The organism is Lacihabitans lacunae (genome assembly GCF_042649125.1).
Taxonomy (GTDB): Bacteria; Bacteroidota; Bacteroidia; order Cytophagales; family Spirosomataceae; genus Leadbetterella; species Leadbetterella lacunae.
The window spans coordinates 903,817-917,145 of the sequence record NZ_JBHRYQ010000001.1; the positions used below are offsets into that span (position 1 = coordinate 903,817).

Annotated in this window: 13 protein-coding genes and 1 CRISPR repeat array (1 of these 14 only partly in view); of the genes, 11 read left to right on the forward strand and 2 right to left on the reverse strand. The window is 32.9% G+C overall.

From position 1 onward, the window contains the following. Window positions 1-23 precede the first annotated feature (23 nt). Entirely contained in the window at window positions 24-1,325 is a 1,302-nt protein-coding gene (gene csx2, locus ACFOOI_RS03820) for a TIGR02221 family CRISPR-associated protein (RefSeq protein ID WP_379835253.1), read from the forward strand. Then, the gene (locus ACFOOI_RS03825; protein WP_379835256.1) at window positions 1,316-1,663 is read left to right on the forward strand and encodes a hypothetical protein; all 348 of its coding nucleotides are present in this window, start codon (window positions 1,316-1,318) and stop codon (window positions 1,661-1,663) included. The genes csx2 and ACFOOI_RS03825 overlap by 10 nt, the downstream gene beginning before the upstream one ends. Here the strand turns inward: ACFOOI_RS03825 and ACFOOI_RS03830 are convergent. After that, window positions 1,660-2,673, reverse strand: a complete 1,014-nt coding sequence (locus ACFOOI_RS03830) for a helix-turn-helix transcriptional regulator (RefSeq protein WP_379835258.1) — start codon at window positions 2,671-2,673, stop codon at window positions 1,660-1,662. The two genes, ACFOOI_RS03825 and ACFOOI_RS03830, sit on opposite strands and share 4 nt — an antisense overlap. 188 nt (window positions 2,674-2,861) lie before the next feature. On the opposite strand from ACFOOI_RS03830, the gene ACFOOI_RS03835 reads away from it, so the two are divergent. Continuing rightward, window positions 2,862-3,596: a hypothetical protein gene (locus ACFOOI_RS03835; protein ID WP_379835260.1), complete on the forward strand. Its 735-nt coding sequence runs from the start codon at window positions 2,862-2,864 to the stop codon at window positions 3,594-3,596. A gap of 25 nt (window positions 3,597-3,621) precedes the next feature. Beyond that, window positions 3,622-4,128, forward strand: a complete 507-nt coding sequence (locus ACFOOI_RS03840) for a GreA/GreB family elongation factor (protein WP_379835262.1) — start codon at window positions 3,622-3,624, stop codon at window positions 4,126-4,128. A gap of 64 nt (window positions 4,129-4,192) precedes the next feature. Here the strand turns inward: ACFOOI_RS03840 and ACFOOI_RS03845 are convergent, their stop codons facing one another. Beyond that, window positions 4,193-4,327: a hypothetical protein gene (locus tag ACFOOI_RS03845; protein ID WP_379835265.1), complete on the reverse strand. Its 135-nt coding sequence runs from the start codon at window positions 4,325-4,327 to the stop codon at window positions 4,193-4,195. On the opposite strand from ACFOOI_RS03845, the gene ACFOOI_RS03850 reads away from it, so the two are divergent. From ACFOOI_RS03850 to ACFOOI_RS03880, 7 genes are all read left to right on the forward strand, one after another. After that, window positions 4,305-5,576, forward strand: a complete 1,272-nt coding sequence (locus ACFOOI_RS03850) for an ATP-dependent DNA helicase (protein ID WP_379840173.1) — start codon at window positions 4,305-4,307, stop codon at window positions 5,574-5,576. The two genes, ACFOOI_RS03845 and ACFOOI_RS03850, sit on opposite strands and share 23 nt — an antisense overlap. Before the next feature lie 45 nt (window positions 5,577-5,621). After that, on the forward strand, window positions 5,622-6,932 hold the full coding sequence (locus tag ACFOOI_RS03855; RefSeq protein ID WP_379835268.1) for a hypothetical protein: 1,311 nt from the start codon (window positions 5,622-5,624) through the stop codon (window positions 6,930-6,932). Window positions 6,933-6,973: 41 nt separating this feature from the next. Then, the gene (locus ACFOOI_RS03860) at window positions 6,974-7,822 is read left to right on the forward strand and encodes a hypothetical protein (protein WP_379835270.1); all 849 of its coding nucleotides are present in this window, start codon (window positions 6,974-6,976) and stop codon (window positions 7,820-7,822) included. Window positions 7,823-7,908: 86 nt separating this feature from the next. Beyond that, on the forward strand, window positions 7,909-8,907 hold the full coding sequence (gene cas1, locus ACFOOI_RS03865; RefSeq protein WP_379840174.1) for a CRISPR-associated endonuclease Cas1: 999 nt from the start codon (window positions 7,909-7,911) through the stop codon (window positions 8,905-8,907). 21 nt (window positions 8,908-8,928) lie between these two features. Beyond that, complete coding sequence (locus ACFOOI_RS03870; RefSeq protein WP_379840175.1) at window positions 8,929-9,912, forward strand: BT4734/BF3469 family protein; 984 nt, start codon at window positions 8,929-8,931, stop codon at window positions 9,910-9,912. A gap of 1 nt (window position 9,913) precedes the next feature. Then, the gene (gene cas2 / locus ACFOOI_RS03875; RefSeq protein ID WP_379835273.1) at window positions 9,914-10,387 is read left to right on the forward strand and encodes a CRISPR-associated endonuclease Cas2; all 474 of its coding nucleotides are present in this window, start codon (window positions 9,914-9,916) and stop codon (window positions 10,385-10,387) included. A 165-nt stretch (window positions 10,388-10,552) separates the two neighbouring features. Then, a complete protein-coding gene (locus ACFOOI_RS03880; protein WP_379835276.1) occupies window positions 10,553-11,830 on the forward strand; it encodes a DUF7017 domain-containing protein in 1,278 nt (425 codons plus the stop codon). A gap of 140 nt (window positions 11,831-11,970) precedes the next feature. Next, window positions 11,971-13,329: direct repeats of the CRISPR family, unit length 37 nt; unit sequence GACAGAACCAATAATCCAGAAGAATAAGGATTAAGAC; it runs 6,641 nt beyond the window's last position.

The following is a 13,329-nucleotide window of genomic DNA, read 5'->3' on the forward strand; positions in this document are numbered from 1 at the left end:
ATTAATTAAATCATTCTATACAAATGCCCCGTAAATTATTCCTTTCATTCCTAGGTACAAATAATTACGTCAATTGTAATTACATAGACGAAACAGATATCTTAAAGAAGGTAGAAAATGTCAAATATATTCAGGAAGCAATTCTGAAACTCTATTGTAAAGATTTTAATGAAAATGATAAAGCATTATTTTTTTTAACAAAAGGTGCAGAGAAACAAAATTGGGAAGATAATAGTCAATTCAATCGTGAAACCAAACAATATGATCTGCCAAATATTGGTCTAAAAGGCCAATTACAAAATTTAATTGAATTTAAAGGTTCCTATGAGGCAATTTCAATCCCAGAAGGTTTTTCATCGAGTGAGATAATGCAAATATTTCAAATTATTTTTGATTTGATTAAAGAAGACGATGAAATATATCTAGATATTACACATGCTTTTAGGTCATTGCCTATGTTAGGAATGGTGCTAATGAATTATTCGAAAACTTTGAAAAATGTAAAGTTAGTAGCTATTCATTATGGAGCTTTTGAGAAACTGGGACCAGCTACTGAAGTGATAAATCTTCCGATTGAAGAAAGAAACGCACCAATCATTGATTTGATGCCTTTAGCAAGTCTAATGGATTGGAGTATGGCTGCCAATACATTTTTAAAATATGGAATAGCTAATGATTTGAAAACTTTAGCAGATGAGGTAAAGAAAAATATGGCTATTTCCAAATCAGAAAGTAGGTCAACAATCTCGAATTTGCAAAACATTTCTAGTTCCATAGGTACGGTAACCTCAAATATTAAGACAAATAGAGGGAACGAAATAATGGATGGAGCTCAGTTTATTACAGCCAAAGCTAACATCACCAATTTCAAAGAAAATGAGAAAATAATGCCTCAAATGGTACCCATAATTGACAAGTTGGCAAGCAAGATTGAAAATTTTGAACAAAACGGCTTATTAAATTGGTTACATGCAGTTAAATGGTGTTTAGACCATGACTTGATTCAGGAGGGAATCACACAATTACATGAAGGCATTGTTACTTATTTGTGCCAAATAAATGGAAAAGATATTCAAAATGAAACTGAACGTAGGAAAATTTCTGAAATATTAATCTTGCTAGCAAATCCAAATTATCCATTTATACTCAAAGATGATTTTGTAAATAGAAGTAAATTTATGGCGTTATCTTCATCTCACGAAAGCTTAAGAGTAATTCGAAACGACATAAACCACGGTGGTAATTTAAACACATCAGGCAAGGCTGGTGATTTTAAAAAAAATCTTATGGAAAATTATAATAAAGTAAAGGAAATATGCTCCTAAATCTAACAAACCATCCTAGTAGCCAATGGTCTCAAAAACAGTTCGACTTTGCTATTGAATTGTACAAAAATGTTGTCGATTTATCTTTCCCTCTAATCTCACCTGACCTAAATTCCGATTCTCTAGACTTAGTAGTTAAAGAATTTGAAGCCAAAGTACGCGAAATGAACCCTAAAGCGGTCCATATAATGGGTGAAATGACGTTTACATACCGAATGGTAAAAATTTTAAAGAAAGCTGGTTTCACATGCTTAGCAAGTACTACTGAAAGAACAGTAATAGAAGAAAAAGATATAAAAACTTCTACTTTTAGCTTCGTACAATTTAGGGAATATTAATAGTATGTACTCATCTTTAATATCTTCTTTTTGATTATTGTTCTTAGCTCAGGCGGACTCATAACTTCTAAGTCATCTCCATAACTTAGGAGTGCACTAATTAACTCATTGTTGACATAAACATTAATTGAATAAAAAACATAATTTGGCACATTCCTTTTTTCGGAATCGGGAATTATTTCTTGTGAACTATGCAAAGGTTTAGTATCCAAATAGTTTGCTCTCTCTTTTTTTACTTTAATAATAATTAGTGTCTTTTCAGCCCTTACATTGTTTTTATAATCCTTCTTCCATGTAAAGCCTATTAAATCCTTTAGAAAATCAAGGTCATTTTGTTTAAATTCTCTATAGATTAAATTAGACTGTTCTATTTTTTTTATTCTATCTAATGGAAAATTGAATATTTCATTTTCAAGATGATTCCAGCCATAAATGTGCCATCTATTATTATACTCCTTTAACATATACGGACTAAAAGAATGGCTCGTGTTTTTACCTGAAAACTCACCATAAATAATTTTTAAAACTTTTTTTGTTTTAATTGACTCATATAGTTCATGTAATTTGTCTAATCCCCTGTATTCTTTATTTTCATCAAATTCAATGAAATTTCGCTCATTGTTATCAAATCTACTGTTAATCTTTAACTGAACATTTTCTAGTCCTTTAAACATCGGAAATTCTGCGTATTGCTTTAATAACACCATAATTTCATTCGCTAATATAACTTCATCTTTATTTAGTACTCCAAATAAAGAAAAAGGAGGCTTACTCGAATCATAATAAAATCTCATTTTAATTCTATCTATTGGAGCATTATAAGGATGATTCCTCAACGATTCTATATCTTGATAAACTATCCTCTTAACTTGTTCTAATCTCTTGTCATAATATGCGGGTATTTTTTGAATATAACTTTCGGCAATGTCTCTCCAAGTAGGCCCCTTCATCTTTGTTAGCAAACCATGTATTATATTATATCTCTCAATTGGATTTCTAAACTGGCTCATTTTAGGAATTATTAAATCGTGAAAATAGATTGCACTATTTGCGAATACTTTTGTAACATCATTTACAATTAAACAAAAATAACAACTTCAATAACACAAATGCTACTCATACAAATATATTATGTGGTCTTCCTAATGCTTTAGGAAACAGTACCTCAAGTTCGATCTACGTATTTGAACCTAAACCTTTGAAAAAAGGAATTTGGGGTAACCATAGTGATGCCATTAAATGCCAAGATTTTAATATTCTTGAAAACACTATTTCCAATATTTTAGCTAACAATTCGAGCCCCTATGCGATGTCAAACTTGATATCCTCATTAAGCCATCCAAACCATAGAAAAATGCTTTTTGGAATGTTCTTGAAAAACGAAAGTTTACAAGAGAATATGCTTCAGTCTTCTTATCAGCATGACAATGGATTTGAAAAATGGGTTTTAATTGACAACCCTTCTTACAAACTAAGATTACATATTTATGAAGACTCGCAAGCTATGCCACAAGAAAACAGGCATAATCATGCTTGGGATTTTGCTTCTAGCATAATAGAGGGCTGCCTTCAAAATAGCATTTATGCGATAGATGATGTGAATGGTAACGAAAGACTAAATCATTATCAATATAGTCCGGCAAGTGCAGATGCCTATGGTACAAAATTTATTGGTTCTAGGTTGCTGCGTAAAATGACAGATGTGCAAATGACAGCTGGAACCGCATATTTTATGCCTGCTGAGGTTATTCATAAAATTTCATACGAACAAACTTTTAAGCAGAGGACCATCACACTAATGATTACCGGTAATAGGAAAAGTTATCACTGTGATTTGTTTTCTGAACATGAATTTGCCTCAGAGAAAAACAGCATGACTAGGTTCTCAAAGTCAAAAATGATAGAAAGACTAAATGAACTAAAAAAACTCTAATATAAACATTTAACCAAATAATATTATGACAGCAATGACAGATAAAATATACATGACCCTTGAAGGTCAAACAGAATTGAGAAAAAGGATTATCACGGAAGAAAATAATCTAAAAGCTCTGCTTAAAGAAAAGGCTGTTGCTTACGAAGCATCAGGCGACGGCTGGCATGACAATCCGGGCTGGATTCAAATTGGGCAACAGGAGGAGCGAATATCGAAAGATATAAACGAAATGAAAAAGCGACTTAGAGATGCAATTATTATAAAAAATAATGCCGAAAGTTTAACTTCTGTTCAGATTGGCTCAAAGGTTAGACTAAAACAAGAGTGCAAAGGAATAGTAAAAGAGTTGATTTTAGATATAGTTGGAAATCAAGAGAGCAATTTGGCTAAAGGAAAAATTGCCTATGATACTCCTTTGGGATCTGCTATTATTGGTGCTAAAGTTGGGGAGTTGGTAAACTTAAAAGCCCCAATAGGAATAATAAAAATAGAAATTCTTGAATTACTCCACACAAATGAAACTATTTAAACAATTAAAAAATAGTGAAAATAGATTGCACTATAGCACACTACTTTTGTAACATAATAATTATTTAAAAACTAAACAATACCAATACTTTCGAAAAAACTAATGCATTAACCCAGTTCCTTTCTTTTGAGCCTACTAATGAGCAAGTAAATGCTCTAGCCTCTATCCAGACATTTATTTCAAATGATGATGACTTCATGATAGTTAAAGGTGCAGCCGGAACTGGCAAAACCTCTATTATGAAAGCAGTTGCTGATTTCCTAGAAACTAAATCCATACTTTTCCAACTTCTAGCACCTACAGGCAGAGCCGCAAAAAACATAGCTTCAAAAACCAACTTTCCCGCTAATACAATCCACAGCTCTATTTACAATGTAGAGGCTGACACTAAAAGTCTAATTGTAAGGTATTCACTAAAAGAAAATCAAAATGAGAACCACCAAGTGTTTATTGTGGACGAAAGTTCTATGATTAGTGATAGAGTTAACCATCAAGAAATGTTCAAAAGTCCTGGTAGTTTACTAGCTGATTTCATTAAATATTTTAAAAAAGGGAATGCTAGTTGCAAGGTGATTTTTGTGGGTGATGCTTGTCAGTTGCCTCCTGTTGGATATACTTTAACTGAGGTCTCTCCGGCTTTAAATGCCTTATATTTGACCAGTAAGTATGGCTTTAAAGGTTCTGAAATTGAACTTTCAAAAGTGATGCGTCAGCAAGAGGGAAGTTCTATTCTGAAATATGCCTACCAAGTAAGGGATTGTATCTTAAATCCAACTACTGGTCAACTACCCAGTCAAATAGGTCAATTTATGGGAAAACCTCAAAATGCTTGTAAGGTGTATCTTTCTAACTATAATGCTCATAAACACGACAAAGTGGCCATACTTTCTTATGGAAATCCCTATGCTTTAGAATGTAATAAGATAATCAGGAGCGAACTAGGTTTGCAAAATACTTTGACTATTGGCGATAAAATAGTTTTAAATCAAAACTACTATGGGAGTCCTACCTCATTTTTAAGCAATGGAGAAGTTGGGGTAATAAAAAGTGTAGATAGATCTAGGAAGATGGCAGGGTTAACTTTTGTGGACGCCGAAATTGAGTTTACCAATAACATTAATTTGCCTGTATTGGTGAGAAGCAAAATATTGCTTGAAACTTTAGCATGTCCGGAAGCTATCACCCACGAAAAAAAACAAGAACTTTCTGCAATGGCATTTAAAAACAATCCAACTTTTAGAAATTCTAAAAATATCTGGGATGACGAGTACCTTTCTGCTATGCAACTGAGCTATGGTCATGCATTTACCTGTCACAAAGCTCAAGGCTCAGAGTGGGATACCATTTTATTAAATTCTTGGAGTCCAAATAAGGACAGGAGGTTTTTGTATACAGGCATAACACGTGCCAGAAAAAACCTTTATACAAACGGTAGTCACAACTATTAATAATCCATTTCATTTCTTTTTTTTAACTCTAAACCTATTTCAATTATGACGGAGAACAATACTTTTTTTGCCGAAAAAACTATTACTAATTCTGATGAAATGCAATCTATTCAGGACCAAAATAGTGCTGATAAAACCGCAGCCACCATTTCTAAACCCGACTTTGGAATGGTAAAGCGTGTGGATTTAACTCAATATGCGATAGATCGCTCTATGTCACATAAAGGAGATGCACGTGCTTTAAATAATATGTTTAATGAGATCAGAAGCGGTCACTTAATAGATGAGAGTGCCGATTTTGAATACCAAGAAAAGCATAGGTTTAAGCTTACAGAGCAGATAATACAGCTTGAGAAAGAGTCGGAGGAAATGCTTGGTGAAAAACTTAAAGTTAAAGAGGTAAACATACCAAGTATAAAGGCAAAAGTGGTAAATCTAGAAAGTGAGTTGCATGATTGGAACCTTAAACTTCAGCAGCCAGCAGATAAAGATATAATGAACACTTTTTCTCTTTGGAAATACGGAATCGCTATTGTGTTAGGTTTACTATATATCTGTATGTTTTACATCAGTTGTATCTATATGGGTATGGTTAGAAACCCCATGGCAGAGGCTCAAGTATTATATGAAAATGGGGGAGATGTAAATGGCCTATTTAGTGCTATTTTTTCGATGAAAGCATTCAAAGTTTTTGACTTTCATTATGTATCGCCTATTCTGTTATTAATCTTTGCGATTTTGTTAGACTACATACACTCAAATTATGAGGGCTGGAGAAAAATCGTTGGTTTGATTTCCGCAGGTTTGATAACCTTGGTTTTGGATGCTTTTATTGCTTATAAAATAGAAAATACCAATTATGAAATGAAAAAATTGATGGGAATTGAAGACCCTTCACATGTTTGGTATTTGAGTAGTGATTTTTATATCGTGCTCATTATGGGTTTTGTAGCCACTTTGGTTTGGGGCATTCTGTTGATTGCATTTAAAAAGGAACTACAAAAAACGGATTATAAGAAGGTTATTGGCATAGAAATGTCATACGTGAAAAAACAAATTTCTGAACTTAAAGATGAGATTTCAAAATTGGAGTTGATTCTTCAAGATCTAGAAACAAGGCTAAGGAAAATCTTACTTGACATTAAAAAACTTGGAGATCGAAAAAGTGACATGCGGATAAGTATACCCGAGCTTGAAAGGTACATCGCAAAGTTTTTTGATGGTTGGATGGAAGTAGTCGCTGTATTAAAAGATGAAAACATCAAAGCCGAATGTCAGCAAGTGTACGAAAACTTCAGGTCCAATCATTTAGGGAAAAACCAACCTGCCTTGGCCGAAAATAATGACACTTTGTAATTATATAGATACTCATTTTTCCACTAAAATCATTTTCAATTATGACAAATTTCAATTTCATTTATAAGGGTACCGTTGTGTTATTTTTTTTGATGCTTGTTAATTATGTGGCATCGGCCCAAGCGAAGCCCCAAAATAACTACATCGTTTTGTTAGATCTATCAGATAGGCTACTCACAGTGGGGCAATCTGCCAGAGACAAGGCTTTGATTCAAGAAGTCTTCAAACGTTTTGAAACCGATGTTAGGCAGAAGCTAATTATTCACTCCAAAGATTGTTTTAAAGTAGTAATTGGCCCACAAATTGGCGGAGTGCAAACCGACAGGTTTGAGAATTTATTGACCATAAACATGGGAGAAATTCAGCTTGCAAACAAACGAAGTCAATTGGATGATTTTAAAGCGAAACTTCCAGCTAGATTAGATAACCTGTATAGTGCAGCATTAAAAGGTAAATCGAAATCGAGCCAATTTAAAGGCACAGATTTATGGAAATATTTCAATGATTTTTTGAGCACTGATATATCCGCTAAGCATCAAAACAAGGTGATTGTGATTTCAGATGGGTATTTTGATTTTGAATCTAATCAACCTGCATTGGTTCAAGGCAATAGGTCTACTGATACCAGAATGCTACCAAGGCTGCGTAAAGATAAAAACTGGGAACAGACACTGCAATCAGCTAATGAAGGAATGCTAAAAGTCAATAAGGTATTTATAAACACAAGTGTTTGTTTATTAGAATTAAAGCCTAAATATGCAAATCTAAATGAACAAGATATTTTGATAGCTATCTGGAAAAAATGGACGAAAGAGTTGGCGTTAGTCAAGTTTGACTTCGCTCCACATGCGTCTTTAGCTATTGCTTATAAAAAGATTAAAACTTTTTAAAAAGTGTAAATAGCTTACACCAATATGAGATACTTTTGTAACATAAATGTTTCACCTAAATAAATTAAAACTTCAATACACAAATAATATTAAGCCAGTACGGAACGCAAATTAGCGTTAGAGAAGGAAGATACTTTATTAAAAACAAGGAGCATGAAAGTTATGTACCTTTTCACAAAGTAAAAAGTATCATATTGCATTCTGCAACAGCCCTAACATATGAAGTAATAAAAGTGGCTATCGATAACAATATTGAGATATTGTTTGTAGACAAAAAAGGTTTTCCATTTAGTAGAGTTTGGAGTAATCAATTTGGGTCTATTACCACTATAAGGAAAAATCAGTTAATTTTTTCTTCGGCTCCTGAGGGTGTTGAATGGATAAGGGAAACATTGTCTCAAAAAGGCACCAACCAATTATTGGTTTTAGACTTAATCACTCACCTAACCAACCAACCCAATGCAGTTCAAACTAACAAATCAAAAATATTACTCGGAATAGAAAAAATAAAAGCCTATGAAAACATAAATAATGGGGAAACTTTCGCAAGTTTTAGAGGATTTGAAGGAAGCATGAGCAGAAACTATTTCCAAGCTTTGAGTAATTTGATACCCGAAAAATACAAATTTGATAAACGAAGCCAACACCCTGCATTTGATGGTTTTAATTGTTTATTAAACTATGCCTACGGAATGTTATATGGCACTTGCGAGTCTGCATTAATTAAGGCTGGAATAGACCCCTATATCGGTATTATGCACCGTGATGAATACAATAGGCCTGTTTTTGTTTATGATTTTATAGAACAGTTCCGACACTGGGCTGACTATGTTGTTTGTCACCTTTGCATACAGGGAATTATCGATACTGATTTTTTTGATATCTCAGAGTCCCAAGATGGTAGACATTCTGAAAAACCATATTTGCTTAACTCAATAGGAAAAAGAATACTCATACAGTCTTTTAATGACTATTTAAATGAACTTATTCATGTAAATGGTTTAAGTAGATCACGCTTAAATCACATAGAACTCACTGCACAAAAAACAGCTACAATATTTAAAAATTTTTCACCATTAAACTAAATAAATACCTTCAATATATACATCGGACAAAACATCACCCAGCACCCAGTAGAGGCACTTTCTTGTTCCACTATTGAAGATTTGGTAGCATTAATAAAAAATGACAACCAAGTATTAGAAAAAATAGCGAGGTTAAGAAAACTGCGGGCTTTGGATATAAAAGCCTATAAGTCTTTAAAAACTCAACTTCCATATTTTGTTGGATCAAAATTTAAAAATGATATAAGAAATTCAGAAAATTTTGAATCGGCTAACTACTTAATATTAGATATTGATGATTATTTCGGTGAAAATGCAAAAATACCTCAAAATATTTGCGAGCATCCAGAGGTGCTTATGGCATTTATCTCTCCAAGTGGCACCGGCTTTAAGATAGTTTTCAAATTAGAGTCTGAATGTAAAAACTTGAAAGATTTTAAAGAGTTTTACAAAAACTATGCACGAAAGTTTGCCGACCAAGTCAAACTTGAAGGAGCTATTGATTTCAAAACTTGCGATGCTACTAGGGCCTGTTTTATTAGTTCTGACAATGAGGTTGCCTATAACCCTTCTTCTTTAACCGTAAATTGGACTAATTATATTGAAAAAATTGAAGAAATAGATTTCCAAGAAAAAACCAATGAAATAAATGAGCAGGCTTATCAAAACGTTTTGAGCAAAATAAACCCAACAGCCCCAAAGAAAAAAGATAAAAACATACATGTGCCTGACCAACTTTTAGAAATGCAAGGCGACATTAGGTCACTTTGTCTTTTAAACGGACTTCAGCTTTTGGGATTAGTTCCTATAAACTATGGCTTAAAAGTCCAAGTAAAAAAAGGATATAGTACAGCTGAAATTAATGTCTTTTATGGTAAAAAAGGTTTCACCTTGGTTATGTCACCCAAAACTGGTTCTGACCCTAACCTTGCCATTATGCTCTATACAATATTAAATGACCTTCTGTTTAAAGAAACCGAAAAAGTGCCTGTATACGAAACTAAATATCAAATAAGTGTGAATTAATATGCCAAGAAAAAAAAGAGAGTTTCTAAATATAAAAGATTCAAACCTAGCAAGAAAAGCAACAGGCCTTCCTTTTTTTGATGATGATGAGGTGGAAGTGTTAGAACAGGAATTGCCGGTTGACTTTACACGGTTTTTAAATTGGTTTAAATCTAAAAAACTTAAAAATAGCAACGAAATGTACTGTCTAATCTTATATGATGTTGAAAATAATAAAATCAGAAGAGTTTTAGCTAAATTCTTGGAAAAGCAAGGCTGTATTAGGCTTCAAAAATCAGTCTTTTTTGCCCAAGTTCATAGAAAACTTTATAAAGAAATTAAAGAAATAGTTACGGAACTTCAAAGTTGCTATGAAAATAACGATACCATTATAATGCTTCCAGTTGGCGAAGATATGCTCAACAGTATAAACTGTATCGGAAAAAACTTTGATTTCGAATTACTTACTCAAAATAAGCATACCATAATCTTTTAAACAAATAATGCCTTCGATAATACAAATACATTACATATAGCAAGCCTGAGAAAAATTGGAAATATAGATTTAGCTCTGCTAAAGGCTAAGGAAGACTTCCAGTTAAACCCTGCAAATAGTTTTAAGAACCTTGCTTGGGTATATTATGACATTTGGAAAAAAGCCTTGATTGCAAAAGATTGGGAAAAAGCATTAGAAATAAAAAATGAGATGTTTAAACTCCCGTTTCAGACTGATAATTTATTAAAAAAACAAACGTATTGGTTAGTAATTAAGACTATCAGTTTATCCCAAGAATTATCAAAGGATTCTTATCATACTCAAGAGATTTTGAGTGAGATAATGAAATATGCAAGAATTACCGATACTCAACTTACAAGTGCTTTTATTTGGGCATCCTCAAAAGTAGCACCGACCTGGAAATTGTATTTAGACTTTATGTTATGGGTAAATTTCGATAAGCTTAAAGAACCTCAACAAATTGAGAAGAATGCTATTTTAATTGCTAAAAATTTATTATCTATTATCAATAAGGAAGAATCAACTACATCATATTTTACAAATTGGATTTATACATCTTCCGAACAAAATCCTGAAATGCCCTATTTAAAGTATTACGCCATAAAACTATTAATAAAGGATAAAAACATAGAAAAAGCACACAAATTAATTTTAGAATTACTTCAAGTAAAACAAAAAGAGTTTTGGGTATGGCATCTTTTAAGCTCTTGTTATCAAGAGAAACCTGATCTTCAGTTTTCCGTATTTTGTAAAGCTATAAGCTTAAACAATAAACCAGAAATGCTTCGTGGTGTAAGACAGGATTTTATGCGATTATTAATTAAAAATGAAATGTGGGCTAATGCGAAATATGAAATCGAAGAAATTATTGATATCAGAAAAAGCCATGGGTGGCAAATACCGGAAGATGTAAGAGAAAATCTATATAACCAAAACATAATAAACATAAAGTCTGAAAAAGTAGATTATAGGAAATTTGCAAAAGATGTAGAACAGGAGTTTTTACAAACACTCCCTAAAGCCGCTATAGCTATTACTAAAATAGATTTGCAAAATGGTTATGCTTATTATATAACGGAAAACCAAGTTGGAGGAAAATTCCCTTTATCAATTACAAAGGGAACCGCACTTAAAGTTGGAGACAGTTGCTATGGATATATGACAAAACATGTGCAAAAAAACTTTGATATAATTAAAAGTGTAGTCCTTTCAAAAGATTCGCATAGTTGGTTGAAGTCATTTGAAGGTGTACTAAGCATAAAAAGCTCTGGAATTGGTTTTGTGGATTGTATCTATTTATCGGAGAGGATTATTTTAAAAAATAAACTGACTAACAACGTCAAAATAAAAGGTCTAGCCATACGCTCATATGATGCTAAAAAAAGCAAGGAAGGATGGAGTGGAATTATTGTTTTTGAATAATTTTATGGCTAAAAGTATTTATCTTGCATTAACAAATAATGTTAGGAACAAAAAACGTTGGACTAAATGAAGTTCTTATATAAAATACCTCATATTTTGCTAAGTAAGTTTCATATTACTAGTAAGATAGAAAAAGGACGGACAGAACCAATAATCCAGAAGAATAAGGATTAAGACTTTTAGAATTACCACCTAAAGAAAAAGATTTTAAGCGACAGAACCAATAATCCAGAAGAATAAGGATTAAGACCTTCATTAATTTCTCCACTGCAATCTCCATATCAGGACAGAACCAATAATCCAGAAGAATAAGGATTAAGACTTTTCTCTTCGGCTGTTTCCAACCTATCCCATAGTTTGACAGAACCAATAATCCAGAAGAATAAGGATTAAGACGTGTATAGACCCTTCTTTCCAATTAAAGGTCTAGAAGACAGAACCAATAATCCAGAAGAATAAGGATTAAGACAAAACGTCGCTTGTTGATACAATTTCGCTTGAAATAGGACAGAACCAATAATCCAGAAGAATAAGGATTAAGACATCCGAGATAATCAGACAGTCAAATTGGACACGACAGAACCAATAATCCAGAAGAATAAGGATTAAGACACGCTAGTGCAGCGAGTTTAGTTTCAGCACCAAAGAGACAGAACCAATAATCCAGAAGAATAAGGATTAAGACCGACGGGCATTGTACCCTCCATAACACTCTTGGCGTGACAGAACCAATAATCCAGAAGAATAAGGATTAAGACTAGAGTAACAAGACATATCCCATATATAATAAAAGGACAGAACCAATAATCCAGAAGAATAAGGATTAAGACAATATATCAAACATTCTCTCGCACGCCTGATTAATGACAGAACCAATAATCCAGAAGAATAAGGATTAAGACTCCATAGCCTTCTGTAAATGGTCAGGAGCTCTGTAGACAGAACCAATAATCCAGAAGAATAAGGATTAAGACAATTTAACGGCATCTTCAAAGGTAATTCTTTTAGAATGACAGAACCAATAATCCAGAAGAATAAGGATTAAGACTTTATCCAAAGTTATGATACAAGGTGAATTAAATGAGACAGAACCAATAATCCAGAAGAATAAGGATTAAGACCTTACCAGCTTTCACTATGGTAAGTTCACTAAATTGACAGAACCAATAATCCAGAAGAATAAGGATTAAGACGGCGACATGCCCTCAGCAAGTCTGTCTTCTGCAGGACAGAACCAATAATCCAGAAGAATAAGGATTAAGACTTGCTTGTTTAAATCTCCAAAACTCTACACACTGAGACAGAACCAATAATCCAGAAGAATAAGGATTAAGACGTTTAGTCTCTGCTCCGAAAAAGACTTTTTCGTCTTGACAGAACCAATAATCCAGAAGAATAAGGATTAAGACTTGTGACGAATTGAATCTAAGTTCAAAAACAGTATCTGACAGAACCAATAATCCAGAAGAATAAGGATTAAGACACCATTTTAATCAGTT